General features: G+C 64.2%; 21 protein-coding genes. All 21 read right to left on the reverse strand.

The annotated features are described in order from the left end of the window. Positions 1-85 precede the first annotated feature (85 nt). Positions 86-1,873, reverse strand: a complete 1,788-nt coding sequence (locus ACTJK6_RS06910; protein WP_260803077.1) for an acyl-CoA dehydrogenase C-terminal domain-containing protein — start codon at positions 1,871-1,873, stop codon at positions 86-88. A gap of 51 nt (positions 1,874-1,924) precedes the next feature. Next, complete coding sequence (locus tag ACTJK6_RS06915; RefSeq protein ID WP_021196492.1) at positions 1,925-2,515, reverse strand: TetR/AcrR family transcriptional regulator; 591 nt, start codon at positions 2,513-2,515, stop codon at positions 1,925-1,927. Between the two features lie 404 nt (positions 2,516-2,919). Next, positions 2,920-4,584: an acyl CoA:acetate/3-ketoacid CoA transferase gene (locus tag ACTJK6_RS06920; protein WP_232041941.1), complete on the reverse strand. Its 1,665-nt coding sequence runs from the start codon at positions 4,582-4,584 to the stop codon at positions 2,920-2,922. A 41-nt stretch (positions 4,585-4,625) separates the two neighbouring features. Next, the gene (clsB, locus tag ACTJK6_RS06925) at positions 4,626-5,894 is read right to left on the reverse strand and encodes a cardiolipin synthase ClsB (protein WP_260803079.1); all 1,269 of its coding nucleotides are present in this window, start codon (positions 5,892-5,894) and stop codon (positions 4,626-4,628) included. Next, a complete protein-coding gene (locus ACTJK6_RS06930) occupies positions 5,891-6,637 on the reverse strand; it encodes an endonuclease/exonuclease/phosphatase family protein (RefSeq protein ID WP_252691761.1) in 747 nt (248 codons plus the stop codon). Before ACTJK6_RS06930 ends, clsB begins: the two co-directional genes overlap by 4 nt. Position 6,638: 1 nt before the next feature. Next, positions 6,639-7,124 (reverse strand): dihydroneopterin triphosphate diphosphatase, encoded by a 486-nt coding sequence (gene nudB / locus ACTJK6_RS06935; RefSeq protein ID WP_433866271.1) that lies wholly within the window; start codon positions 7,122-7,124, stop codon positions 6,639-6,641. Positions 7,125-7,240: 116 nt separating this feature from the next. After that, positions 7,241-8,101 carry a hypothetical protein gene (locus ACTJK6_RS06940; RefSeq protein WP_232041937.1) on the reverse strand — a complete coding sequence of 287 codons (861 nt, stop codon included), beginning with the start codon at positions 8,099-8,101 and terminating at the stop codon, positions 7,241-7,243. A gap of 163 nt (positions 8,102-8,264) precedes the next feature. Next, complete coding sequence (gene aspS, locus ACTJK6_RS06945; RefSeq protein ID WP_440838603.1) at positions 8,265-10,091, reverse strand: aspartate--tRNA ligase; 1,827 nt, start codon at positions 10,089-10,091, stop codon at positions 8,265-8,267. 96 nt (positions 10,092-10,187) lie between these two features. Next, a complete protein-coding gene (locus ACTJK6_RS06950) occupies positions 10,188-10,925 on the reverse strand; it encodes a DUF502 domain-containing protein (RefSeq protein WP_232041935.1) in 738 nt (245 codons plus the stop codon). A 31-nt stretch (positions 10,926-10,956) separates the two neighbouring features. Further along, a complete protein-coding gene (locus ACTJK6_RS06955; protein ID WP_232041934.1) occupies positions 10,957-11,301 on the reverse strand; it encodes an FmdB family zinc ribbon protein in 345 nt (114 codons plus the stop codon). A gap of 245 nt (positions 11,302-11,546) precedes the next feature. After that, positions 11,547-12,986: a sodium:solute symporter family protein gene (locus ACTJK6_RS06960; protein WP_232041933.1), complete on the reverse strand. Its 1,440-nt coding sequence runs from the start codon at positions 12,984-12,986 to the stop codon at positions 11,547-11,549. A gap of 230 nt (positions 12,987-13,216) precedes the next feature. Continuing rightward, entirely contained in the window at positions 13,217-13,846 is a 630-nt protein-coding gene (locus tag ACTJK6_RS06965; RefSeq protein WP_440838604.1) for an SAM-dependent methyltransferase, read from the reverse strand. A gap of 23 nt (positions 13,847-13,869) precedes the next feature. Continuing rightward, the gene (gene ubiB, locus ACTJK6_RS06970; protein WP_232041931.1) at positions 13,870-15,447 is read right to left on the reverse strand and encodes a ubiquinone biosynthesis regulatory protein kinase UbiB; all 1,578 of its coding nucleotides are present in this window, start codon (positions 15,445-15,447) and stop codon (positions 13,870-13,872) included. After that, positions 15,444-16,100 (reverse strand): ubiquinone biosynthesis accessory factor UbiJ, encoded by a 657-nt coding sequence (locus ACTJK6_RS06975; RefSeq protein WP_316868302.1) that lies wholly within the window; start codon positions 16,098-16,100, stop codon positions 15,444-15,446. Before ACTJK6_RS06975 ends, ubiB begins: the two co-directional genes overlap by 4 nt. Before the next feature lie 145 nt (positions 16,101-16,245). Beyond that, positions 16,246-17,295, reverse strand: coding sequence for a Tim44 domain-containing protein (locus ACTJK6_RS06980; protein ID WP_440838605.1), 1,050 nt, complete (start codon positions 17,293-17,295; stop codon positions 16,246-16,248). Between the two features lie 127 nt (positions 17,296-17,422). Beyond that, positions 17,423-18,154 carry a bifunctional demethylmenaquinone methyltransferase/2-methoxy-6-polyprenyl-1,4-benzoquinol methylase UbiE gene (gene ubiE / locus ACTJK6_RS06985; RefSeq protein WP_232041928.1) on the reverse strand — a complete coding sequence of 244 codons (732 nt, stop codon included), beginning with the start codon at positions 18,152-18,154 and terminating at the stop codon, positions 17,423-17,425. Positions 18,155-18,206: 52 nt separating this feature from the next. Continuing rightward, on the reverse strand, positions 18,207-18,623 hold the full coding sequence (locus tag ACTJK6_RS06990) for a gamma-butyrobetaine hydroxylase-like domain-containing protein (protein ID WP_232041927.1): 417 nt from the start codon (positions 18,621-18,623) through the stop codon (positions 18,207-18,209). Positions 18,624-18,656: 33 nt separating this feature from the next. Next, positions 18,657-20,501, reverse strand: coding sequence for an ABC transporter ATP-binding protein/permease (locus tag ACTJK6_RS06995; protein ID WP_232041926.1), 1,845 nt, complete (start codon positions 20,499-20,501; stop codon positions 18,657-18,659). A gap of 114 nt (positions 20,502-20,615) precedes the next feature. Continuing rightward, positions 20,616-21,059 (reverse strand): HIT family protein, encoded by a 444-nt coding sequence (locus tag ACTJK6_RS07000; RefSeq protein ID WP_440838606.1) that lies wholly within the window; start codon positions 21,057-21,059, stop codon positions 20,616-20,618. After that, a complete protein-coding gene (locus ACTJK6_RS07005; RefSeq protein WP_232041924.1) occupies positions 21,056-25,090 on the reverse strand; it encodes a DUF3683 domain-containing protein in 4,035 nt (1,344 codons plus the stop codon). Before ACTJK6_RS07005 ends, ACTJK6_RS07000 begins: the two co-directional genes overlap by 4 nt. Positions 25,091-25,291: 201 nt before the next feature. Further along, positions 25,292-25,873: a YqaA family protein gene (locus tag ACTJK6_RS07010; protein WP_232041923.1), complete on the reverse strand. Its 582-nt coding sequence runs from the start codon at positions 25,871-25,873 to the stop codon at positions 25,292-25,294. Between the last annotated feature and the right edge of the window lie 25 nt (positions 25,874-25,898).

The following is a 25,898-nucleotide window of genomic DNA, read 5'->3' on the forward strand; positions in this document are numbered from 1 at the left end:
GCCTGAGAAGCGCAGCCGTACATGGGTACGGCGAGCATCACAAGGCCAAGATCGCGCCGCGCAGTCGGATCGTGGGCTGGTTTCCTTAGAACAGGTCGGCTTCGAGTGCCATCAGCGTGGCGCCGCCGGCACGTGCCATACGAATCTGCGAAGCCGTTTCGGGCAGCAGCTTGGCGAAGTAGAAGCGCGCCGTTGCCAGCTTGACCTTGTAGAAGGTGTCGCCGCTGTCTTGCTTTTCCAGAGCGATCTTGGCCATACGGGCCCAGAAGTACGAGAACACCAGATGGCCGACCACGCGCAGGTACGGCACAGCAGCTGCGCCCACTTCGTCCGGATTGGCCATGGCCTTCATGCCGATTTCCATGGTCAGCTTCTGGACCTTGTCGCCGATGTCGGCCAGCGGGTTGATGAATTCCTGCATCGCTTCGTTGGTGCCTTCGGCTTCCACAAAGTCCTGCACCAGCTTGCCGAACTTCTTCATCTTGGCGCCCATGTCGCCGAGGATCTTGCGGCCCAGCAGGTCCAGCGACTGCACGGTGTTCGTGCCTTCGTAGATCATGTTGATGCGGGCGTCGCGCACGTACTGCTCCATGCCCCACTCGGCGATGTAGCCGTGGCCACCGAAGACCTGCATGCCTTCGTTGGTGGAGATGAATGCGTTGTCACTCAGGAAGGCCTTGGCGATCGGGGTCAGCAGCGCGACCAGGTCAGCCGCGTCCTTGCGCACGGATTCGTCTTCGTGCGACAGCTCGCGGTCGATCTGCAGGGCGATCCAGTAGCTGAATGCGCGGCCACCTTCGGCAAACGCACGCTGGGTCAGCAGCATGCGGCGCACGTCCGGGTGCACGATGATCGGGTCGGCCGGCTTGTCCGGTGCCTTCGGGCCCGACAGGCTGCGCATCTGCAGGCGTTCTTTGGCGTAGGCAGCCGAGTTCTGGTAAGCCACTTCGGTCAGGCCCAGGCTCTGCATGCCGACGCCCAGGCGGGCGGCGTTCATCATCACAAACATGGCGTTCAGGCCCTTGTTCGGTTCGCCGACCATCCAGCCCTTGGCACCATCCAGGTTGATCACGCAGGTGGCGTTGCCGTGGATGCCCATCTTGTGTTCGATGGAGCCGCACTTCACGCCGTTGCGCTCGCCCGGGTTGCCGTTGGCATCGGGGATGAACTTCGGCACTACGAACAACGAGATGCCCTTCGTGCCGCCCGGCGCATCCGGCAGGCGTGCCAGCACCAGGTGGATGATGTTTTCGGCCAGGTCGTGCTCGCCCGCCGAGATGAAGATCTTCGTGCCGGTAATGGCATACGAGCCATCGGCCATCGGCTCGGCCTTGGTGCGCAGAATGCCGAGGTCGGTGCCGCAATGCGGCTCGGTCAGACACATCGTGCCGGTCCACACGCCCGACACCAGCTTCGGCAGGTAGCGCTGTTTGAGTTCGTCGGTACCGTGCGCGTGCAGCGCTTCGTACGCGCCATGCGAGAGGCCGGGATACATCGTCCAGGCCTGGTTGGCCGAATTCAGCATCTCGTACAGCGCGTTGTTGATCAGAATGGGCAAGCCCTGACCGCCGTATTCCGGATCGCAGCCCAGCGAGGGCCAGCCGGCCTCGACGTACTGTTGATACGCTTCCTTGAAGCCCTTCGGAGCAGTCACCACGCCGTCGCCGTGGTACGTGCAGCCTTCGCGATCGCCGGACTGATTGAGCGGGAAGATGACTTCGGAGCAGAACTTGCCGGCTTCCTCGATCACCTGATTGATGGTGTCGGCATCGATCTCCGCGTGCTGCGGCATTTGCTTCAGGTGGTCCTCCACGCCGAGAAGCTCGTGGAGAACAAACTGCATGTCACGCAGCGGTGCGGTGTATTGACCCATCTTGCAACTCCTTGGTGTGTACTGCGCGACCGCTAGGTGTGCGATGCCGCGTCAGGTTCGGTAAGACTGAATGAGTTTGTTGAGCGCCACCATGGCCAGCTCGGCGCTGTTCGGCAACCGCAGGAAACGCGCATCGTGATGCAGACCCAACTCCAGGCTGTACATCTCGAAGAGCATCAATTGCGGGTCCGCTTCTGCACGCAGGTGGCCCTCTTCCTTTGCCTGTGCGATCGCGCGGGCCAATGCTGCACGCCAGATCGTCACGCTCTTGACGAGTTCGTCGCGCACCGGACTTTCGGCACGATCGTCGTACTCCACCGCGCCGCTGATGTAGATGCAGCCCGTGGTCACTTCCTGAATGCGGCGCTCCATCCAGCGTCGCACCATGCTCCACAGGCGCGGCAGACCGCGCGGTTCCGTCAAGCTCGGGTAGAAGACTTCCTGCTCGAACCGTTTGTGATACTCGCGAACCACTTCCACCTGCAGATCCTCACGCGAGCCGAAGTGCGCGAACACCCCGCTCTTGCTCATCTGCATGCGCTCCGCGAGCACACCGATCGTCAATCCTTCCAGTCCGTCGCGCGAGGCCAGTTCCAGCGCGGCATCGAGAATCGCTGCACGCGTCAGCTCGCCCTTGCGCATCGGCGTGGCTGCTGCGTGATTCGATTCGAGACGAGCGGTCGGGTGACGCATGATGATTTCTCTCCGTTCTTTTCTGGGGCGTGACACGCGAAATAAATGGCTTCTTGCGGGGCGCCTTTCGCATGCCGGGCAGGACTGTAAACCAGCCTGCGCAAACACTCTAGCCCAAAATCGAACGGTCGTTCAATTATTTACAGGGGCCCTTGGAGCGGCAAGTGTTTTATTAGAAAGCGGCATCTAAATGGCAATACGGAATCGCCATCTTTCGCAGTGCAGCGCAGATCGTGCAAACCCTTTATTTGAAAGGCTTTGCAGGATGTGCGCCGCACCCAGAAAACGCGAGCGGCGCAGCATAATTGATGAATTTTCTAGTGCTACTCATCAGTAAATAAACTGGCGGAAATTCAGCCCGGCGTGATGCCTGCGCACATGGCGCCACGGCGGAAGATGCGAGCGTCCATTTCACGCAGATCAGTTGCCACGGCAACCTCCGCAGCGCACTGGTTTAACACGTCGCGCTGCAGATCGATGCCGGGAGCGATTTCGGTCAGTGTAAGGCGCCGTGTGCCGTGGCCATCGTCGCGCATCTCGAAGACGGCGCGTTCGGTCACGTAGCGCACGGGAATGCCTGATTGCGCCGCATATTCACCGTTGAAGGTCAGATGCGAGACGGCGGGCACGATCTTCTTGAGCCGTCCTTCCCGCACGATGCGCAGTTTGCCGTCCTCGGCTTCGACTTGAAGGCCGCCAGCGGTGAGCGTGCCCATGAACACGACCGAGCGCGCGCTCTGCGTGATGTTGATGAAGCCGCCGACACCTGCGACGACGGTGTCACCGCCCTCACCAAACAGGCTGACGTTGACGTTGCCGGCACCGTCCAACTCTGCCAGCCCGAGGATGGCGAGATCGATGCCGCCACCTTCGTAGAAGTCGAACTGCGCAGGCTGGTCCACCACGGCTTCAGGATAGGCCGAGGCGCCGAAGCTGAGGCCATCTGCCGGCGTGCCGCCGATTGGGCCGGCCTCCACGGTGAGCGTAAAGCCACGCGCGCCCTCCTGTTCAGCCAGTGCGCCGACAGCTGCGGGCATGCCGACGCCCAGGTTCACGACGCGCGGTTGCTGCGCCATCAGTTCCAGCACGGCACGGCGTTGCACCAGCGTGCGGGCATCGAGCGCGCCGTGCTGGCTCGTCTCCAGCGCCTCGCTCGCTTCGATGGCGTCTTCCTTGAGTTGGATCGCCTCACCTTGCCAGGGGCGGATATAGGTCGGGTTGAACGCCTCTCCGAAGGTCATCTGGTGTTCTGTTTCATCGTCGGCGACGACCACGTAATCGACGAGGATGCCCGGCACGTGGATCGCCTGCAGGTTGTCGTGCCGATCGACGAGCCGACGCACTTGCGCGATGACGATGCCACCCGAGTTGCGTGCGGCCTGCGCCATGGCCAGCAGTTCGTGGTGAAAGGCTTCTTCGTGGGTGCTGATATTGCCGCGCGGATCGGCGGCCGTGCCTCGCAGAAAGACGCAGTGCAGCGGAAAGCTGGGGTAGAAGAGATAGTCTTCGCCGCGAAAGCGCTCGTACTCAACCCACGAGGCTGTGCCAGCAGCGCGTGCTGCCTTGGCGCGGGCGTTGATGGCGCCGCCGTGGTAGCGCGCGTCAAGCTCCGTGCGTGGGTCGACGAAGGTGTGCAGACCCATCTTGGTCAGCACGCCGGGCTTGCCACCCGCGATGGCGCGGTACAGATGCGTGAGCACGCCCTGGGGCAGGTTGAACGCATCGCATTGTTCGGCAAGCGCCAGGTCCGCCAGTCGTGTGGCAGAGCGCCAATGCCCGCCGACCACACAGCGCGTCATCCCGGGATTGCCGAAGTGGTTGACGCCGCGCGTGGCACGATCGCCTTGTCCGGCGGAGTAGACCAGTGTGAGATCGCGCGGCTCGCCGGTGGCCAGAAAGCGCCGCTCCAGCGCGTGCGTGACGGCTTCTGCATGGCCCGCGCCGACAAATCCGGCGCATGCGACCGTCCACTCCGGCTGTACCAACCGCGCCGCCTCATCGGCTGTGATGACTTGCATGTCTCCTCCGTCTTGTTATGTTTTTGCAGGTGTCTGCACCGCTAATACTGCGCTGCGCGCCCGCTGATGACGACGCCAAGGCGCACGAGGCGGTAGGCGCACCAATCTGCCAGGCGCCACCACCAGCGGCGCGCGGCGTGCTCATCAGCCAGGACGCGGCGTGCGTGATGAGTGATCGCGTCTTCAAGTGCGCCGCGCAATTCGTTGGCCACGGTCGCATCCCACGCGACGACGTTGGCTTCGCGTGCCAGCAGCAGGCTGAACGGGTCGATGTTGCTGGAGCCGATCGTGGCCCATCGATCGTCCACCACGGCTACCTTGGCATGCAGGAAGCTGGACGTGTATTCGTGGATCTCAACGTTGTCGCGCAACAGCATGTGATACAGCGACCGCGTCGCGTAGTGCTGCAACCGATATTCGACCTGCCCCTGCAGCAACAGCCGCACGCGCACACCGCGCCGTCGGCATGCAGCCAGCGCGCGCATGAAACGCACGCCCGGCAGGAAGTACGCGTTGGCAATGATCACCTCGTGCCGCGCCACACCCAGCGCGCGCAGATACTCGCGTTCGATCGCACGCCGGTTACGGACGTTGTCACGCAGCACCAGCGAAGCCAACACGGTGCCCGGTGCGCGCTCACTTTCCCGTCCGGATGCTCCGCGATGCCGGGGTCGCGGCGTATCCGTCATCACCGGAAACTCGGCGGCGACGCCTGTGACACCGACCTCCCGCATGCCAGCGCGTACGCCCATCTGCCACCAGAGCCGGTCGACGGTCAGCGCAATCTGCGCGACCAGCGGCCCGCGTACCCGCACTGCAAAGTCGTAACGCGGCCCCAGCGCAGCGTCGTGAAATGGCGCGTGATTCAGGTCGTCGATGATGTTGATGCCGCCCACGAACGCCACGTCGTCATCGATGACGACGATCTTCCGATGCAGCCGTCGCAAGTAGCGGCGCTGCAGGCGAAAGCCGCGCACCGGACGATAGATGCGCAAGCTCACGCCCGCCGCTTCGAGCATTGCGCCGATGCTGTCGGGCAGCAGCCCGGTGCCGAAGCCGTCGATGGTCAGGTTGACATCCACGCCGCGGCGCGCCGCGCGGGCGAGCGCTTCTGTCACGCTGTGGGCGGTGGCGTCGTCGCTGTAGATGTAGGTTTCGAGCGCAACGCGGCGTTGCGCGGCGTCGATTGCCTCGATCAAGGCTGGGAAGAACTCGGCACCGCCGCACAGCAGGTCGACGTCGTTGCCCGGCAGGGGCTTACCCCGCCGCCACTCCGAGCGCAGGGGCCCTGCATCGCGAACGACCCTCATGAATGTGCCAGTTCCGCCAGCAGGGGCACGTGATCAGAGCGCTGCGCCCATTCGCGGCCCGTCAACGCATGCGCACGTTCGATCTCAAACCCGCGCACGTAAATGCGGTCCAGCCGCAACCAGGGCATGTGGCTCGGGAAAGTGCGCACCGGGCGCGCATCGGCGGCCTTGTCGGCCACTTCGGTCGCACCCAGCGCCTGGCAGATCATGCGATCGAGCCGGTTGTTCCAATCGTTGAAATCACCCGCCACCACCAGCGGCGCATCCGGTGGCACGACGGAACGCACGCGATCGACGAGCGCCTCTGCCTGCCGCAACCGGCTGCGGGCAAACAGGCCGAAGTGAGCGCACAGCAAATGGACCTCTCCAAAGCCGAGATCGGTCACGGCGTGCAGCAGGCCGCGCTGCTCGAAACGGTGGTCGGAGATATCGAGGTTTTCCGACAGCAGGATCGGGAACCGCGAGAGGATGGCGTTGCCGTGGTGGCCATGCTCGTAGACGGCGTTGCGGCCATAGACCGAGTGCGGATAGACGTCGGTCGCAAGGTAGCGCAGCTGCGTGTAGTTCGGATCGAACAGCTCGGCGGCAACCAGGCGGTCGTTGCGGTCCTGTACTTCCTGCAGGAAGACGATGTCGGCGTCCATCGTATGCAGGCCCTGCCGCACGTCATGCACGCGCACGCGCCGCGCGATGCCTGTCACGCCTTTGTGGATGTTGTAGGTGGCAACGCGCAAACGGAGCATGTCAGGCTCGGTCCTTTGTCAGTGCGGCCTGACGCGCGTGATAGGCAGCAAGGCGTTCGGGCAACTGCAAAATGGCCTCGGCGTTGCTGCGGGAGAAGCACCGCGCGGCGGCATCCTGGTAGGGCAGCCATTCGGCCTGCACATGCTCGCGTGGGGACATCCGCACCGGCACCTTGCCGCTCACCAGCAAACCGAACCAATGCTCGGTGTTGCGCGTGATGCCCGGTGCGTAACGGTGCCGCCAATGCGGGTAGATCTCGTATTCGATGTGGTGGCCCCAATCGATCAGATGATGCTGGGCCGAGTCGATACCGGTTTCTTCGAACACCTCGCGGCGGGCGGTATCAGACAGGGGTTCGTCGAGCGCATCGCAACTGCCCGTCACGGATTGCCAGAAGCCCGGACGATCTGCCCGCTCCATCACCAACACATGCAGATCGGGCGTGTGAATGACGACGAGAACGGAGACGGGAATCTTGTGCGACATGGGTGCGGTTGCTGCGTGCTTCGATGGGCGGCGCGATCGCGCTGCGAGGCAATAGCTTACCGCAGCCAGAAGCGTGCCACCGTGACGTTCAGCGTGCCGCCATGCCGTGGCAACAATCAGGCGGCCCGCAGCGGCCCTTGACCCGTGCGCGTGCGGGCGAGCCACAGCGCCGTCTCATCCGCCACCGTTTCGTGACCCAACTCGCGGCGGGCCGCGGCCAGCAGCGGATCGAGCATCGCAGCATAGTCTTCGGCCGCGCGCTGTGATTGCGCCCACAACGCTTCTGTACGCTCGCCGATTTGTTGGCGCAGCGCAGCGAGCTGTGCGGTCAACTCGCGTTCGCGATTGCCCAGCGTGTTGAATTTCTGAATGAGGAAGCGCTGCACATCCGTCTGCTCCGATTGAGCGTTGGCCTGATCGAAGCGTTCAACGATGGCCGAGGTCTCGCGCTCGATGCGATGCAATTCGCTGGTGCCCTCACGTTCAGCGGTCTCCAGCGCTTGCAGGGCGCGGCGTTCGGCCTGCAGAACACGCGCGTGGTCGGCAAAGCGGAGTTCTGCCGCCAAGTGAGCTTCGGCCAGGGGGCGCGGCGTGTCGTAGACAAGGGGATGCACCGGCATGCTTGGTGCGGCGGGAGGCAACGCCGTTTCGGGCAGACGCAGGTTGGCGACCGCGTGCAGCCACCGCATCCGCTCTGCCGCAAGGTGACCCAGCGCGCGCATCGCCTCCGCCAGACCCGGAGACGTCGCCGATACAGGTACGCCGGGATGTGCGCTCTGCGCCGCTGCCGCGATCTCTGGCACGCAGGCCGCAACCGTGGTGGCCACAGCCTCGGCCATCGCCACGGCGGCGCGCCGGGTGGCGCGGCGGATTTCGATCCAGGCCAGCAGCATCACCACCAGCGCGGCGATCAGCCAGGTGAGCAGGAACTCCGCGTGGGCGACGACCCATGTGCGCGCAAAGTCGATGTAGTCCATCTAAACACTCCTCCTTCGTTGTCACCCAACGTGACAGAAACGAAAGATTCGGTTTAGCACGCAATGTTCCCGATTGCTGCGCGTTGCCTGGCAGGCGCCCAAAAACAAACCGCGCCGCCCTTGTCAGGCGGCGCGGTTCGTTGTGGAGCGTCAGCGCGGGCGCTTAGGCACTCGTTGCGGCCGTCGGTGCAGCCACCTTGGCCTCGGCGGCGCGCAGGCGGATGTGCAATTCGCGCAATTGCTTTTCGTCGACCGGGCTCGGGGCCTGCGTGAGCAGATCCTGCGCACGCTGCGTCTTCGGGAAGGCGATCACGTCGCGGATCGAGTCCGCGCCGGCCATCATCGTGACGACGCGGTCGAGACCAAACGCGATACCGCCGTGCGGAGGCGCACCGTACTGCAGTGCGTCCAGCAGGAAGCCGAACTTGGCACGCGCTTCTTCATCGTTGATCTTCAGCGCGCGGAACACCTTGCTCTGCACTTCTTCGCGATAGATCCGCACCGAGCCGCCGCCGATTTCCCAGCCGTTGAGCACCATGTCGTACGCCTTGGCGATGCACTTGCCCGGATCGGTTTCCAGGTATTCCAGGTGCTCGTCCTTCGGGCTCGTGAACGGGTGGTGCATGGCAACCCAGCGCGCGTCATCCTCGTCGTACTCGAACATCGGGAAGTCGATCACCCACAGCGGCTTCCAGGCGTCTTCGAACAGCCCGTTGCTCTTGGCGAAGTCCGAATGGCCTACCTTCAGGCGCAGCGCACCCATCGCGTCGTTGACGACCTTCGCGCGGTCAGCACCGAAGAACAGGATGTCGCCATCCTGTGCGCCGCTGCGCTTGAGGATCTCGGCGATCGCCGCGTCGTGCAGGTTCTTCACGATCGGCGATTGCAGGCCGTCACGGCCCTTGGCCACTTCGTTGACCTTGATCCAGGCCAGGCCCTTGGCGCCGTAGATTTCGACGAACTTGGTGTAGGCGTCGATATCGCCACGCGACAGGGAAGCACCGCCCGGTACGCGCAGTGCCACGACACGGCCGCCTTCGGCGTTGGCCGGGCCCGAGAACACCTTGAAGTCGACGTCCTTCATGGCGTCGGTCAGTTCGGTGAATTCCAACTTGACGCGCAGGTCCGGCTTGTCCGAACCGAAGCGGGCCATCGCCTCGCGGAACTCCATCACCGGGAACTTGGCGTCCAGCTCGACCGACATGGTGTTCTTGAACACCGTGCGGATCATCTCTTCAAACAGGTCGCGGATTTCCTGCTCGGTCAGGAACGACGTTTCGCAGTCGATCTGGGTGAATTCGGGCTGGCGGTCAGCGCGCAGGTCTTCGTCGCGGAAGCACTTGGTGATCTGGTAATAGCGGTCAAAGCCCGACACCATCAGCATCTGCTTGAAGAGCTGCGGCGATTGCGGCAGCGCGAAGAACTGGCCGGCGTTCACGCGCGAGGGCACGAGGTAGTCGCGCGCGCCTTCCGGCGTGCTCTTGGTCAGCATCGGCGTTTCGATGTCGATGAAGCCCTTGTCGTCCAGGTACTTGCGCACTTCCATCGCGACCTTGTAGCGCAGGCGCAGGTTGTACTGCATCTGCGGGCGACGCAGGTCCAGCACGCGGTGCGTCAGGCGCGTGGTTTCGGACAGGTTGTCGTCGTCCAGTTGGAACGGGGGCGTGACGGAAGCGTTGAGCACCGTCAGCTCGTGGCACAGCACTTCGACCTTGCCGCTGGTCAGGTTGGCGTTGGTGGTGCCTTCCGGGCGGGCGCGCACGACGCCCTTCACCTGCAGGCAGAACTCATTGCGCACACCTTCGGCGACCTTGAACATCTCCGGGCGGTCCGGGTCGCACACGACCTGCACCAGGCCTTCACGGTCGCGCAGGTCGATGAAGATCACGCCGCCGTGGTCACGACGACGATGGGCCCAGCCCGACAGCGTGACGCTCTGGCCGAGCAGTTGTTCGGTGACCTGACCGCAGTATTGAGTACGCATTTGCATGTTGTGTTTTTCCGCGAAGCGCGCCGCCAAGAAAGCGTCGCGCGTGAAAGTTGATCGGGGGGCCGGGGTCGATTCGACTTCGTTCGTATCGCCGGCTCAGGGTGCCGCGATGGCGCCGCCCTCTGCGGGCAGCGCGGTCGGATTCGAAGGGTCGCGCGGCTCTTGAGCCGGCGACCGGTCCTCCGTCTGTGGCGAGGCATCGGGCGGGTCCATGCGGCGCGGCAGCGCTTCGGGCGCCACGACCCCCATCGACACGATGTACTTGAGCGCCGCATCCACCGTCATGTCCAGCTCGATGGTGTCAGCCTTGGGCATCATCAGGAAGAAGCCCGATGTCGGGTTGGGCGTAGTCGGCACGTACACGCTGACGTACTCGCCCTGCAGGTGGTTCTCGACATCACCGCCGGGGCGGCCAGTCAGGAACGCGATCGTCCATGAGCCTTCGCGCGGGTATTGCACCAACAGGGCCTTGCGGAACGCATTGCCGTTGGACGAAAGCAGCGTGTCCGACACCTGCTTCACGCTCGAATAGATCGGGCCGACCACGGGAATGCGGCCCACGAGCGCTTCCCACCACAGCACCAGCTTCTGGCCGATGAAGTTGTGCGCCAGCACGCCCACGATCAGGATGAACGCCAGCGTGAGAATCGCGCCCACGCCAGGAATGCGCCGGCCAAATAGCTGATCGGGCTGCCATGCCGACGGCAGCAGCGCCAGGCTCTGGTCCATCGTGCCGATGATGAGCGACAGCACCCACAGCGTGATCGCAAGCGGGACAAGCACCAGAAGACCGGTCAGGAACCATGTCTTGAGTGCGCTGGTTTTCTGTTTCATGGAGCGATGGACCGAAAGGTGAGCGATGCGATCAGTGGCAGGCGCACGACGTGCCGCAACCACCGGACGCAGCCGGCGTGCTCGCACTGGACGACGCGCTGTCCGACGACGCGGCCGGTGCGGCGGCGGGCGCAGCGGCATCCGCCTTGGCCGCCGTACCGGTCGCGGGCGCCGCAGCCGATGCACCGCCCGAACCGCCGCGGAAGTCCGTCACATACCAGCCCGAGCCCTTGAGCTGGAAGCCGGCAGCAGTGAGCTGCTTCTTGAACGCCGGCGCGCCGCATGCGGGGCAATCCGTCAGCGGCGCGTCGCTCATCTTCTGCAGCACATCTTTGGCGTGGCCGCAGGCGTCGCATCGATAAGCATAGATCGGCATGGTGTCCTCACCCTGGAACAAACAAATGACAAGTAAGCGATTGGATTGCCCGCCCAGACCGCGAACGCAGTGCGGGAAATACGCACGGGCTTGCGAAAGATTGGGGCAACTGCGCGCCATACAAGTGCTGGCGCGCAAAGCCTTGAATTATAAACCCTTTTGCGGGAATTCCCGACCGTAGATTCGGATCGGGCGATGGCGATGCGCGACAAAGTGGCACACCGCGCACGCCTGCAGCAAGGCGCTCAGGCCTGCGTGGCCGCCTTGGTGGTCGGCGCGCGGTTCGCGATCCACTGCGGTCCGAGCGAGCCCAGGACCATCGCCCCAAAGCTGGCCAGGAGGCCAACCAATTGTGGCGGAAGCATCGCATCGGGCAGGAACACTTCGCACCAGATCCATGCCGCGAGGCCCAGGATGATGGCCAGCAGACCGCCCTGCTTGGTCGCACGCTTCCAGAACAGACCGAAGGCCAGCGGTACGAAAGCAGCCACGAGCGTTACCTTGTAAGCACTTTCGACCATGTGGAAGATTGACAGATGCGAGTTCAGCGCGAACAACGTCACCAGCACCGTGAAGGTCAGCACCACCGCCTGCATCACGCGCAAAAAGCGCTTGTCGTCCATGTTGGGCAACAGCGGGCGCAGCACGTTTTCGGCAAACGTCACGGACGGCGCCAGCAGCGTCGCACTCGCGCAGCTCTTGATGGCTGAGAGCAGCGCGCCGAAGAACATCACCTGCGCGAAGATCGGCGCATGCTGCAGCACCAGGTTCGGCAAAATCATCTGCGAATCGGTGTCGATGTACTTTGCGACCATCTCCGGGTCAATGAGCGTGGCGGAATACGCCAGGAACATCGGCACGAACGCAAACATGAAGTACAGCACGCCGCCCAGCACCGACGCCGTGCCGGCGATGCGCTCGGTGCGCGACGATGTCACCCGCTGGAACACGTCCTGCTGCGGGATCGAGCCGAGCATCATGGTGATCCACGCCGTCACGAAGCCGATGACCTCGATCGGGTTGAACGCCGGCCAAAACGAGAACTTGCCCGAAGCCGCCGCGTGCGCCACCACCGTGCCCACGCCACCAGCCTGCCCCGACACCTCCCAGCCGATGTACAGCATGCCGATCACGATGATGATCATCTGGATGAAATCCGTCACCGCCACCGACCACATGCCGCCGAACAGCGTGTAGACGAGCACGCTGCCCGCGCCAATCATCATCCCGAGGTCTTGCGAGACCGCGCCGTCAGACACGGTGTAGAACACCAGGCCCAGCGCCTTGATCTGCGCCGCCACCCAGCCCAGGTACGACACGACGATGCACAAGGTGGTCAGCGTTTCGGCCACGCGGCCAAAGCGGTTGCGATAGAAGTCACCAATGGTGAGCAGGTTCATCCGGTACAGCGGCTTGGCGAAGAACAAACCCACCAAGATCAGGCACAGCGACGAGCCAAACGGATCGGCCACCACACCGTGCAGGCCATCCTTGAGAAATTCTGCGGGAATCCCGAGCACCGCCTCGGAGCCAAACCACGTGGCGAACACCGTTGCCGTCACGACGTAGAACGGCAGGCTGCGGCCAGCCACGGCGAAGTCGGCGGTATTGCGCACCCGCAGTGCAGCCCATAGGCCGATACCGACCGAAATTACCCAGTAAATAATGACAAACCAGATCAGCATGGCAGCGCGGAAAGAAGCTGGAAAACCCCATGGCGGCCAGGTTTTGGGCCCCTGGGCGCGGGCAAAGTGGCCGGATTATAGCGATGGGACCGGGTGCCGGGGCATCGGCGCGACCACGAACGCCGCCCCGTTTGCCCGATTTCCAGGCACCCGCCCGCAACGGGCGTCGGCAGGCTTTTTGTTGACCACGGCCCATGTTGCTTTGCACCAACACTGACCGGGAAAACGCATCAATCGGCGCGGCGGCGCCAGACTTGCCAGCGCTCACGCCCGGCAAACACCGGAATGGAATCGGCCTCGGCGATGGGCATATCGCTGATGCGCTCGAACGCCGGCGACAACAGCGCATCCAGCTCGGGTTGCGTGGTCTCGAACGGCGGCCCCTTGGGCGCCGCCTCTCGGCCTTCCACCACGGCAAAGAAGCCGGCCAGCAACCCGCCAGGCGGGAGCAGTTTTGCCACCTGCGCGGCGTAATCTGGCCACAGACGACGCGGCATGGCGCACAGGAAAGCGCGTTCGTAGATCCATTGCACCGGACGAGGCGGCGAAAAGCGGAAGAAGTCCGCCAACTCGACCACGTCGGCGTGCGAACCCAGCACGGTCTTGGCTGATGCCACGGCACTCGGCGCAAAGTCGATGGCCGTGACCGGCCAGCCGCGCTCGGCCAGCCAGCCGGCTTCGTAGGCGTTGCCGCAACCGGGAATCAGCGTGGAAAGCGGCGCGGGCTGCGCTTCGCAGAATTGCCGGAACGCGGCGGGCACACCGGCGGCGTCCCAGGGCGTGTGCTCGCGGCTGAAGCGTTCGTCCCAGAAAGCGGGATCGGCGGCGTCACGAGACTGGAAGACGGGCGGTTGGGCCATGGCGCTCGAAAGTTGACAGCGGTTCAGTAACGGCCCATCCAGGCCAGCACGTGCGTCGCAATGATGCCGACCGCGAAGCCGCCGACGAACAGCAAGGCTGCGGACAACAGCCGGTTCGTGCGCTTGTGCTCGGCAAGCAGCGCTGTGAGCGCCGCGGTCTGCGCGTTGCCATCCTCGCGGGAGCGGCGATCCAGAATCTGGTACACCAGCCGCGGGAAGTCGGGCAGCTTGTTGGCCCACTGCGGCGCCTCCACCTTCAGGCGCTCGACAAAGCCGCGCCAGCCGATCTGCTCGTGCATCCAGCGTTCGAGGAATGGCTTGGCCGTCTTCCACAGGTCCAGATCCGGATCGAGCTGGCGGCCAAGGCCCTCGACGTTGAGCAGGGTCTTCTGCAGCAGCACGAGCTGCGGCTGCACTTCCACGTTGAAGCGGCGCGAGGTCTGGAACAGCCGCATCAGCACCAGACCCAGCGAAATTTCACCCAGCGGCCGATCGAAATACGGCTCGCAGCATGCGCGGATGGCCCCTTCGAGTTCTTCCACGCGCGTCTCTTCCGGCGCCCAGCCGGACTCGATGTGCAGCACGGCCACGCGGTGGTAATCGCGCTGGAAAAATGCCAGGAAGTTCTGCGCGAGGTAGTTCTTGTCGAACTCCGACAGCGCCCCGACGATACCGAAATCCAGCGCGATATAGCGGCCCAGCGTCTCGGGCGCCACGCTCACCAGGATGTTGCCGGGGTGCATGTCGGCATGGAAAAAGCCGTCACGGAAGACCTGTGTGAAGAAAATCTCCACGCCGTCGCGCGCGAGCTTGTGCATGTCGACGCCGGCGGCGCGCAGCTCTTCGGTGTGCGAGATTCGCATACCGTGCATGCGCTCCATCACGAACACTTCAGACGTGCACCAATCCCAGAAGACCTCCGGCACCAGCAACAGGTCGGACTTGGCAAAATTGCGGCGCAACTGGCTGGCGTTGGCCGCCTCGCGCATCAGGTCAAGCTCGTCGTGCAGGTATTTGTCAAACTCGGCGACCACCTCGCGCGGCTTCAGGCGCTTGGCATCGGCCCACAGTTTTTCCATCCAGGTCGCCAAGTCCCGCATGAGCGCGAGGTCGCTGTCGATCACGGGCAGCATGCCCGGGCGCAGCACCTTGACCGCCACCTCGCGGCCGTCGTCCGGGCCGCCGCGCAGCGTGGCGAAATGCACCTGCGCGATCGACGCGCTCGCCACCGGGTGATGATCGAAACGATGGAACAGCGCCGACAGCGGCTTGCCGAGCGATTTCTCCACGATGGCTGCCGCAACCTTCGGGTCGAACGGCGGCACGCGATCCTGCAGCTTGGCCAGCTCGTCGGCCACGTCGGGCGGTAGCAGATCGCGCCGCGTCGACAGCACCTGCCCGAACTTCACGAAGATGGGGCCGAGCTGTTCAAGCGCCAGGCGCAGGCGCTCACCGCGCGGGAGCTTGGGCTTGCGACCCAGCGTCAGCAGCCAGACGAGCGCGCGAATGCGGCGGCTCTTGAAGCCCGACAACGCGAGCTGATCCAGCCCGTAATACAGGATGACGAAAACAATCTTGCCCAGCCGGAAGAAGCGCGTCATGCCGATTCACCCTGACGAGCGGTCCGGGCAGCAGGTCGCGGGAGCTTTTCGAGCCGCTCCAGCCGCTTGACCAGACGCGCTTCGGCATCACGCAGTGCCGCCACGTCGGCGGCGAACTGCGCGAGGCGCGCATGGCGCACGAGCGTCGGTTGCTCATCGGTCAGGTACGACGCCACCGATTCCGCCAGCGAACGGCTGACGCGCGTGGCCTCGGTGCGGGCGGCCTGCGCGCCGCTCACCATACGCTGCGCGATCACATCGCCAAACACGCGCGAGAGATCTTCCGCCGCATCCCAGCGCAGATTGCGCAGCAGCGTGGACAGCACGTTGGCAAATTCGGCCTCGCCGTCGATGCGCACGTGCTTGAGCACGGCGGCCTGCCCGCCCGTGGCGTAATCGCCCGCAGCGGCCGCGAGCGGTACGACAACCGTCACGGCCGGTTCAACATCAGGGTCGGGAGCGGTCACCAAGCCGGTGGCATCCACCTGCAAGGTCATCGACATGGGCGCCAGGTTAAAGCGCGCCACGCGGCCCGCGAACGGGCGCAGTGTCTCCTGCGCCCAGGGCTCCTGGCGCAGCAGATGGTTGAGCGCGAGCAGCAGCGGCTGCATCAGCACAAGCGGAAACGGAGACGAAGTGGCTGTCGAAGACATGCGGTGATGGTGCGCAAAAACAGCAAGAAAGCAGCAAGAAGCGGGCTGGCGGGGGCAACAAAAAAGGCCCGAACCAGATGGTCGGGCCCTATTTTACGGGGAATGTTGAAACGGCCGTTTTGCGGCGCTTCAAGTTGTTACAGCATCACTGCAGCTGCTGGATACCCGCCAACACCCAGCCACCCGCACCCTGCGTCGGCTTGGTCAGGTTCCATACCTCGGCAAACGGCTGCGCCGGCGCATTGGCTTCTTCGCGGATCATGCCCGAGAAGCGCACGCTCGCGAGGTACTCGGGGGCTTGCGTTTCGATGCCCAGCATTTCGGCTTCGACCGAGACCACGTCGGTCTTGTTGGGCGACGTGCCGCGGTCAGCCAGGTCCATCTTGATCTCGGCAAACATCTCCGGCGTGGTGAACTCGCGGATGTCATTGAGATTGCCGGCATCCCAAGCCGCCTGCAGGCGGATGAAGTAGACCTTGGCGTTGCGCAGGAAGGCTTGCGTGTCGAAATCTGCCGGCACGCCCCACGGCTGCTGCGGTGCGGCCGCAGCAGGCTGCGCGTTGAGGGCCTGCGCGCTGGAAGCCGCCGGACCACCCAGGTTCCACGACTGCGCAGCGGTTGCCGCGCCAGCGCCCAGGCCCGACGTATTGCCGGTGTTGAGCGATGCGGCCGCCGGTGCGGAAGCCTGCGGGGCCGGTGCGGCAGGTTGCGGCACGTACGGCTCACGGTCGCCGCCCAGCGACGGGCCACCCGTGGCGTAGGCCGGACCTTGCGGACGGCTGCCGCGCACCTTGCGGATGATCCACATCACCACGAACGCGACGAGCGCGATCAGGATCAGGTTCGACAACAACGAGGCAAGGCCCGCGCCCAGACCGAACTTCGACAGCAGATAACCGATACCCAGACCGGCTGCCAAGCCACCCAGCATGCCGCCCCAGTTACGTCCGGGCTTTGCGGCCGGCGCCGTCGGAGCCGGTGCAGCCGGCGAGGGTTGCGCGGCGGGTGTGGCCTGCTGTGTCGGCGACGGCGTTGTGGCCGGCGGCGTCTGTTGGCGTTGCGTCACGGTGGACGACTGCTTGCCGATGCTGCGGCTGCCGCCCATGCGCTTAGCGTTGGCGTCGATTGCCGTGCCCAGTGCGAGCGTCGCGACCAGCGCGCCCGCCATCAATTTTCCACCCCAGTGCAAACTCATCGCTGTCTTCTCTCCAATGGCAGTGACGCCGTTAGATGAAGACGTCAATGCCGAAATTCAATGTGAAGGATCGTGGCATATCGCCGCAGCGCGCTACATCGCCCATCTGGTGGAACGACGGAAACACTTAGAGGCGACGGCCGACGTGCAGCGCCACGACCCCCGCTGTCAGATTGAAGTATTCGACCGAGTCCAATCCGGCCTGTTCCATCATCTGCTTGAGCGTTTCCTGATCCGGGTGCATGCGGATGGACTCGGCCAGGTAGCGGTAGCTCTCGGGGTCGCCCGCCACTTTGCTGCCCAACCACGGCAGCACCTTGAACGAGTACAGGTCGTAGGCCTTCTCCAGCGGCTGCCACACCTTGGAGAACTCGAGCACCATGACCTTGCCCCCTGGCTTCACCACGCGGCGCATTTCAGCGAGCGCGCGATCCTTGTGCGTCATGTTGCGCAAGCCGAAAGCCACTGTCACCACATCGAAGTAAGCATTCGGAAAGGGAATGTGCTCGGCGTCGCACAGCGCAGTGGGCGTCAGCACGCCGGCGTCGAGCAGGCGGTCACGGCCGACGCGCAGCATCGACTCGTTGATATCGGTCAGCCACACCTCGCCGGTGGGGCCGGCTTGGCGCGCAAAAGCCTTGGCCAGATCACCTGTGCCCCCGGCAATATCGAGCACCTTGTAGCCCGGGCGCACCGCTGCCTGGGCGATGGTGAACATCTTCCACACGCGGTGCAGGCCGCCGGACATCAGGTCGTTCATCACGTCGTACTTGCTCGCGACGGAATGGAACACGCCGGCAACCTTGCCGGCCTTCTCCTGCTCTTCGACCTGCTGGAATCCGAAGTGGGTTTGGCTCATGACAGAAAGGGATACGGATGCAGCGCGCAGGCGCTGCGAAGTGAATCGGAAATCAGTGGCTGTGGCCGCAGGCGTGACCGGCGTTCTCGGCCATCGGGGCGTCACGGTCGACGCCGGCAGCGGCCAGGCGATCGAGATAGGCCTGCCACAGCATGTCGTGCTCGATGCCGAGGCGGTACAGGTAAGCCCAATCGAAGATGCCCGAATCGTGGCCGTCGGAGAACAGCGGCCGGATCGCGTAATTGCCCACCGGCTCGACGCCGACGATGCCCACCTCGCGCTTGCCGGTCTGCAGCACTTCCTGGCCGGGCCCGTGCCCCTGCACTTCGGCCGACGGCGACAGCACGCGCAGGTATTCGAACGGCAGGCTGAACTGCTTGCCATCGGCAAAGGCGATCTCCAGCACGCGTGATTGCGTATGCACGGTGATGCCGGTCGGGTGCGGGGTGTCGGCGGAAAGTCCGGCCATGAAAAACGTCTCGTCGAGTCAAAAAACTGTGTTTCAGGAAGCTGCCAGTGCCATGTGCGCAGGCTCTTCCACCACCCGATAGCTTACCGCAGTCAACGGATCGCCCTCGGGGATGTAGCGCAGGCGGCGATGGTGGAATCGTGCCACCGTGCTGCGGTGTGCCACGCTGACGATGGTCACATCAGGCATCGATTCGAGCATCAGGCTGTACATGAACGCCTCGGTGTCTTCGTCGAGTGCGCTGGTGGCCTCGTCGAGGAAAAGGTAATCGGGGCGCTGCAGCAACGCCCGCGCAAAAGCCAGGCGCTGCTGCTCGCCGGGGGACAGGCGCAGGCTCCAGTTGCTCACCTCGTCCAACAGGTCGGTCAGTGCCGGCAACCGGCACGCGTTCAACACCTGGGTCAGACGCTCAGCGGTGTACTGGGTGGCCAGATCCGGATACGAAAGCGCATCGGCCAGCGTCCCGGACGGCAGATAGCTGCGCTGCGGCAGGAACAGGACGCGGGCATCGTCCGGCACCTCGATGCGGCCGCTGCCATACGGCCAGATACCCGCCACGGCGCGGACCAGCGTACTTTTGCCGCAGCCCGACGGGCCATTGACGAGTACGCGCTCACCACGTGCGAGCGTCATGTCGAATGGCTCGACCAGCAAATCTTCGGGCTTGCGGTTCGGGAGGTTCAGCGCGAGACCGCGGGCTTCGATAGCGGGTACGGCCGCTGTTTCGACCTCGACGTCGCGCACGCCGGCGCGGTGCTCTTCTTCGCGCTCGGCGGCGCGGATGGCGCGCTGGAATTCGATCAGGCGGTTAGTGGACGCTTTCCAGGTGACCAGCGTGCGGTAGTTCGTGACAAACCACGACATCGCGTCCTGTACCTGCCCGAACGCGGTGGCGACCTGCATCATCCCGCCCAGCGTGAGTGTGCCGCCAAAGTAGCGTGGCGCCGACACCAGAAACGGAAAGATGATGGCGAACTGCGCATAGCCGGAACTGGCGAAAGTCAGGCGCCGCGTGTAGTCCATCAACTGATTCCAGTTGGTGCGGATGCGTTCGAAGCGGCCGCTCAGGATGGCTTTCTCGGTCGGCTCACCGCGGTACAGGGCAATGCTCTCGCTGTTCTCGCGCACGCGCACGAGCAGGAAACGGAAGTACGCCTCGTAACGTTCCTGCTGGAATGACAGCCCAATCAGCGGCCGCCCCACGAAATGGATGATGACCGAGCCCACGATCGAGTACAGCAGCGCAAACCACACCATGTAGCCGGGAATCACGAAGTCGTGGCCACCCAGGCTGAACGCCAGCGGCCCCGACACCGCCCACAGGATGCCGAAGAACGACACCAGCGTCACAGCCGAATTCAGGAACCCCAGCGCCAAGGTGAGCGTTGCATCGGTGAAGGTGCGCAGGTCGTCGGCAATCCGCTGGTCGGGGTTGTCGGCGCTACGCGTCTGCTCGAGGCGGTAGAACGCCTGCTTGCCGAGCCAGTCGTCGAGGAAGCTGCCGGTAATCCACGTCCGCCAGCGCATCTGCAACATCATCGAGTAGTACAGCCGCATGATCGAGCCAATGATCAGCAGCGCGGCAATCCATGAGAAACGCAGCAGCTGCGCCCAGAACTCGCCGTAGTTCTTCTGCTCGAGCGCATTGTAGAAAAGCCGGTTCCAATCGGTGAACAGCACGTTCATGTAGACCAGGAACAGGTTCAGACCGATCACCAGGGCAAGCAGACCCCACGCCTTGTGGCGATCATCCGAAAACCAGTACGGACGAATCAGTTGCCAGGTCTCCGAGAGATTGAGCCGCCCATGATGGACGGTCAGTTCGGAGATGGAATCCTTGTGGGAATCGGGCGTGGCGGCGGTGCGCGGAGTCGTCATGGCGAGGGCGTTGGCGCAACAGAAAGAGAGTCAGACGTTGTGCGCGCCACAGGGGTTCCGCGCACGACGTGGCGATGCGTTACCAGGCGTTACCCGACGCTATCGCCGACGGGCTCAAGCGTCGGCCAGCGCCGCTTGCAGCGCGTACGACAGCGCCGGCAGCTTGGCCGTGATCTCGGCCATGCGCGCGGTATCGGGCGCGCGCTGATCGGGGCCCCACACGGCTTCCGGAAAATGTGTATCCCACCGATAGCGCGGAATGACGTGCCAATGCAGATGCGGCACGAAGTTTCCGAAGCTGGCGAGGTTGATCTTGTCCGGCGCCAGGTCGGCGCGCAGCACGCGCTCGACCCGGGCGACGACTTCCATCAGCCAGTGGCGATCGGCATCGGACAAATCGGTCTGCTCGGCCACATGGTCGTTCCAGATGACCCGGCAGAAGCCCGGAAAGCGCGCGTGCTCGACCAGCACCACGCGCGCCTTGGCATTACGCCAGACGGGCTCGCCGCCATCCGCCTCGCACAGCGCGCAGCCTGGCGTCCGCTCGATCGTCGTCACACCAGCACGCGCTCGATGCCGCCGGCGTTGGCCTGCGCAACGTAGTCCTGCAGCCAGGTTTCGCCGAGCACATGACGCGCCATCTCGACCACGATGTAGTCGGCCTGCACCGAGACATCTTCGGTGTAGCGCGACAGACCCTGCAGACACGCCGGGCAGCTCGTGAGGATCTTCACGTCGCCGTTGAACGCCTCGCCCTGGCCGTTGGTCTGGCCAAGGCTGCGCAGCTTGTCGGCGCCCTTCTGCATCTCCTCTTCCTTGCGGAAGCGGACTTGCGTGGAAATGTCGGGGCGCGAAATCGCCAGCGTGCCCGACTCGCCGCAGCAGCGGTCGTTCTTCTCGATCGCGCGGGTCTGGCCGTCGGCGCCGATGTTGCCGCCCATCAGCTGGTTGACCAGCTTGGTCGGGTCCATGGTCTTGATCGGGGTGTGGCAGGGGTCGTGATACATGTACCGCGTGCCCTGCACACCGTCGATCTTCACGCCCTTCTCCAGCAGGTATTCGTGAATGTCGATGATTCGGCAACCCGGGAAGATCTTGTCGAATTCATACCCGGCCAGCTGGTCGTAGCAGGTGCCACAGCTCACCACTACCGTCTTGATGTCGAGGTAGTTGAGCGTGTTGGCCACGCGGTGGAACAGCACGCGGTTATCGGTGACGATCTTCTCGGCCTTGTCGAACTGGCCGGTGCCCCGCTGCGGATAACCGCAGCACAGGTAGCCCGGCGGCAGCACCGTTTGCACGCCGGCGTGCCACAGCATTGCCTGCGTGGCCAGACCCACCTGCGAGAAGAGGCGCTCCGAGCCGCAGCCCGGGAAGTAGAAGACCGCCTCGCTGTCCGGCGTGGTCGCCTTCGGGTTGCGGATGATCGGGACGATCTCGTTGTCCTCGATGTCCAGCAAGGCACGCGCCGTCTTCTTGGGCAGGTTGCCCGGCATCTTCTTGTTGATGAAGTGAATCACCTGCTCGCGCACCGGCGGCTTACCGACCGTAGCGGGCGGACGGGCGGTCTGCTTCTTCGCGAATTTCTTCAGGATGTCGTTGCCCAGACGCTGCGCCTTGTAGCCCCAGTCGAACATCACCTTTCGCGTGAGGTTGATCGTCTCGGGGTTGGTCGCGTTCAGGTAGAACATCGCCGCTGCGGTACCGGGGTTGAACTTCTTCTGCCCCATCTTGCGCAGCAGGTTGCGCATGTTCATCGACACATCACCGAAGTCGATCTTGACCGGGCACGGCGTCACGCACTTGTGGCAGACCGTGCAGTGGTCGCCCACGTCGGCAAATTCTTCCCAGTGCTTGACCGACACGCCGCGGCGCGTCTGCTCTTCGTACAGGAAGGCCTCGATGAGCAGCGAGGTGGCAAGAATCTTGTTGCGCGGGCTGTACAGCAGGTTGGCGCGCGGCACGTGCGTGGCGCACACCGGCTTGCACTTGCCGCAGCGCAGGCAGTCCTTGATCGACTCCGAGATGGCGCCGATGTCGCTCTGCTGCATGATGATCGACTCATGCCCCATCAGGCCGAACGACGGCGTATAGGCGTTGCGCAGATCAGCGGCCAGGCCTTGCGGGTCGTTGATGTCGCGCAGCAGCTTGCCCTTGTTGAAGCGGCCGTTCGGATCGACGCGGCGCTTGTAGGCAGCGAAGTCGGCGATCTCGTCGTCGGTGAGGAATTCCAGCTTGGTGATGCCGATGCCGTGCTCGCCCGAGATCACGCCGTCCAGCGAACGCGCGAGCGTCATGATGCGGGCCACCGCCTTGTGGGCGTCCTGCAGCATGTCGTAGTCATCCGAGTTGACGGGGATGTTGGTGTGCACGTTGCCGTCGCCGGCATGCATGTGCAGCGCCACGAACACGCGGCCGCGCAGCACCTTCTTGTGGATCGCCTGGGCTTCGTCGAGGATCGGCTTGAACTCGCCGCCGTTGAAGATCTTGCGCAGCTCTGCGCGAATCTCCGCCTTCCACGACACGCGGATCGTCCGATCCTGCAGCAGGTGGAACAGGTTAGCGTCGGGCTGATTCACCAGACGGTCGTCGATGGTCTGCGCAAGGTAGCCCAGGCCAAGGCCGATGAGGCTTGCGCGCGCCGTGGTGACCGGCGTGTCGAGATGGTCCAGCAGGTATTGCCAACGTGCGCGCGTGGCACGCAGCAGTTGCTGCGCCTGTTGCACGCGGTCTTCCAGCAGTTCTGCGCTGGGGATTTCGTTGGCGTCGTCGGTGCGGCCGAGCGGCAGGTTGCTTCCAGCGAAGAAATCCAGCAGCGCGTCGGTCAGCTTGAGCTTGCTCTTGATCGACAGCTCGATGTTGATGCGCTCGATGCCGTCGGTGTACTCGCCCATGCGATTGAGCGGGATCACCACGTCTTCGTTGATCTTGAAGGCGTTGGTGTGCTTCGCAATCGCGGCCGTGCGCGAGCGGTCGAGCCAAAACTTCTTGCGTGCTTCGGGGCTCACGGCCACGAATCCCTCGCCGCTCTTGCCGTTCGCTAGACGGATCACTTCCGAGGTGGCGCGCGCCACGGCATCATCGTCGTCGCCAACAATGTCGCCGATCAGCACCATCTTCGGAAACGCGTTGCGCTTGCTCTTGGTGGCGTAGCCGACCGCGCGCAGGTAGCGCTCGTCCAGGTGCTCCAGACCGGCGAGGATTGCGCCGCCGGGCTTCTTGGTCTCGGCGTCGAGGTAGTCCTTGATCTCGACGATGCTCGGGATCGCGTCGCGCGCCTGGCCGAAGAACTCCAGGCACACGGTGCGGATCGACTTGGGCATGCGATGCAGGATCCAGCGCGCGCTCGTGATGATGCCGTCGCAGCCTTCCTTCTGCACGCCGGGCAGGCCGGCCAGGAACTTGTCGGTGACGTCCTTGCCGAGCCCTTCCTTGCGGAACTTGCGGCCTTCGATGGTGAGCGTTTCGGTGCGCAGCAGCTTGGCGCCGACCGGCGCGTTGCCGTCGAACCACTTCAGCTCGAACGTGACGACCGGCGCGTCGTGAATCTTGCCGAGGTTGTGATTGAGGCGCTGGACTTCGAGCCAGTTGCCATCCGGGTCAACCATGCGCCACCAGGCGAGGTTGTCCAGCGCGGTGCCCCACAGCACGGCCTTCTTGCCGCCCGCGTTCATGGCGACGTTGCCGCCAATGCACGACGCGTCGATCGAAGTCGGGTCCACGGCGAAGACGAGGCCAGCCTTGTCAGCCGCATCTGCCACGCGACGCGTGACCACGCCGGCGCCCGAGTAGATGGTCGCCACGGGATGGTCGACGCCCGGCAGGTCCGTCATCTCGACCGCATCCAGCCGCTCCAGCTTTTCCGTATTGATGACGGCCGAGAACGGTGTGAGCGGCACGGCGCCGCCGGTGTAGCCGGTGCCGCCTCCGCGCGGGATGATGGTCAGACCCAGCTCGAAGCAGCCCTTGACGATCCCGGCAATCTCTTCTTCCGTATCGGGCGTGAGCACCACGAACGGATATTCGACCCGCCAGTCGGTGGCGTCGGTCACATGCGACACGCGCGACAGGCCGTCGAACTTGATGTTGTCCTTCGCGGTGACGCGGCCGAGCACCTTCTGTGCGCGACGGCGCAGGTCGTACACCTGGGCGAATTCTTCCTGGAATGCCTTGACGGCGCGGCGTGCATGCACGACCAGTTGCTCGACCTTGCTGGCACGCTCGTCGCCCACGGGGTCGTGGTGCGAATCGTGGTCGGCCACGCGGCGCTTCTCGATCTCCGCCAAGCGGTGATTGAGTGCGTCGATCAGCATCTGCCGGCGCTTCGGGTTGTCGAGCAGGTCGTCCTGCAGATAGGGGTTGCGGCGCACCACCCAAACGTCGCCCAACACTTCGTACAGCATGCGTGCCGATCGGCCGGTGCGACGCTCGGCGCGCAGTTCGTCCAGGATTTGCCACGCAGACTCGCCCAGCAGACGGATGACGATTTCCCGATCCGAGAACGAGGTGTAGTTGTAGGGAATCTCGCGCAGCCGGGGCGCAGCGTCCTGCGCCGTGAGTTTGGCGTCGATCAGAAGTGGGGCATTCATGGCGTGCCGCTGGGGAGGGAGGGCGCGGCAAAGAGGGCCCAAGCCGCGCGGTCTTTAAAGGGCGATTGTACTGCAACGTGCGCCGTTGATGCGTCGCAGCAACGGTATCCCTGCCGGTGACATGGGCGGCAAAACCGCCGCGTTTTCAATGGCTTGCGAAAAGCGCAAGGTCGCCAAAGTGCCGCATGCACCACGCAAACGTCACATCATCACGCTCTTGATCCAACCGAGGATGCCGTGCCAGAAGCCGTCGGGGAGGGTCATCAAGGCCGCAGTCATGGCCAGATAGCGCAGGAATTTGCCGATGGCCATGTACATGACGCTGGGCCAGAACTTCAGGCGCAGCCAGCCGGCCAGCGTGCAGAGCGGGTCGCCAATGCCGGGCAGCCAAGACACCAACAGGGACGCCGGCCCAATGCGGCGCATCCAGCGGAAGTATTTTTTATCGAGCGGAGGCTCGCGGTGGCGCTTGGGGTGCGGCACGTGCTGGGCGTGCTCGGTGTTGTGCTGACGGCGGCGGCGCGCAAGGTGGTAGCGCACCAGCGCCAGCTTGGCCGCGTAGCCCATCCACCAATCGACCACACCGCCCAGCGTGTTGCCGAGCGTGGCTACTACGATGGCCGGCCAGAACATGTCCGGATTGAGCTTGATGTAAGCAAAAACCGCCGGCTCTGAGCCCAGCGGCAGGAGGGTCGCCGAGATGAAACTGACGACGAAGATGGCAGGCAGCCCGACCTTGGGCAGGGCAAGCGTGGCAAAAAGCGTGTCGATCCACTGTTCCATGCGGTCGATTGTAGAGGGCGGGCGG

The sequence above is a fragment of the Ralstonia sp. 22086 genome, from assembly GCF_052045975.1.
Taxonomy (GTDB): Bacteria; Pseudomonadota; Gammaproteobacteria; order Burkholderiales; family Burkholderiaceae; genus Ralstonia; species Ralstonia wenshanensis.

Coding starts and splice junctions, on each gene's coding strand:
- ACTJK6_RS06910 (WP_260803077.1), bottom strand. CDS start 1,873: ATGGGTCAATACACCGCACCGCTGCGTGACATGCAGTTTGTTCTCCAC.
- ACTJK6_RS06915 (WP_021196492.1), bottom strand. CDS start 2,515: ATGCGCAAGGGCGAGCTGACGCGTGCAGCGATTCTCGATGCCGCGCTG.
- ACTJK6_RS06920 (WP_232041941.1), bottom strand. CDS start 4,584: ATGCAAGTCATCACAGCCGATGAGGCGGCGCGGTTGGTACAGCCGGAG.
- clsB (WP_260803079.1), bottom strand. CDS start 5,894: ATGAGGGTCGTTCGCGATGCAGGGCCCCTGCGCTCGGAGTGGCGGCGG.
- ACTJK6_RS06930 (WP_252691761.1), bottom strand. CDS start 6,637: ATGCTCCGTTTGCGCGTTGCCACCTACAACATCCACAAAGGCGTGACA.
- nudB (WP_433866271.1), bottom strand. CDS start 7,124: ATGTCGCACAAGATTCCCGTCTCCGTTCTCGTCGTCATTCACACGCCC.
- ACTJK6_RS06940 (WP_232041937.1), bottom strand. CDS start 8,101: ATGGACTACATCGACTTTGCGCGCACATGGGTCGTCGCCCACGCGGAG.
- aspS (WP_440838603.1), bottom strand. CDS start 10,091: ATGCAAATGCGTACTCAATACTGCGGTCAGGTCACCGAACAACTGCTC.
- ACTJK6_RS06950 (WP_232041935.1), bottom strand. CDS start 10,925: ATGAAACAGAAAACCAGCGCACTCAAGACATGGTTCCTGACCGGTCTT.
- ACTJK6_RS06955 (WP_232041934.1), bottom strand. CDS start 11,301: ATGCCGATCTATGCTTATCGATGCGACGCCTGCGGCCACGCCAAAGAT.
- ACTJK6_RS06960 (WP_232041933.1), bottom strand. CDS start 12,986: ATGCTGATCTGGTTTGTCATTATTTACTGGGTAATTTCGGTCGGTATC.
- ACTJK6_RS06965 (WP_440838604.1), bottom strand. CDS start 13,846: ATGGCCCAACCGCCCGTCTTCCAGTCTCGTGACGCCGCCGATCCCGCT.
- ubiB (WP_232041931.1), bottom strand. CDS start 15,447: ATGACGCGCTTCTTCCGGCTGGGCAAGATTGTTTTCGTCATCCTGTAT.
- ACTJK6_RS06975 (WP_316868302.1), bottom strand. CDS start 16,100: ATGTCTTCGACAGCCACTTCGTCTCCGTTTCCGCTTGTGCTGATGCAG.
- ACTJK6_RS06980 (WP_440838605.1), bottom strand. CDS start 17,295: ATGAGTTTGCACTGGGGTGGAAAATTGATGGCGGGCGCGCTGGTCGCG.
- ubiE (WP_232041928.1), bottom strand. CDS start 18,154: ATGAGCCAAACCCACTTCGGATTCCAGCAGGTCGAAGAGCAGGAGAAG.
- ACTJK6_RS06990 (WP_232041927.1), bottom strand. CDS start 18,623: ATGGCCGGACTTTCCGCCGACACCCCGCACCCGACCGGCATCACCGTG.
- ACTJK6_RS06995 (WP_232041926.1), bottom strand. CDS start 20,501: ATGACGACTCCGCGCACCGCCGCCACGCCCGATTCCCACAAGGATTCC.
- ACTJK6_RS07005 (WP_232041924.1), bottom strand. CDS start 25,090: ATGAATGCCCCACTTCTGATCGACGCCAAACTCACGGCGCAGGACGCT.
- ACTJK6_RS07010 (WP_232041923.1), bottom strand. CDS start 25,873: ATGGAACAGTGGATCGACACGCTTTTTGCCACGCTTGCCCTGCCCAAG.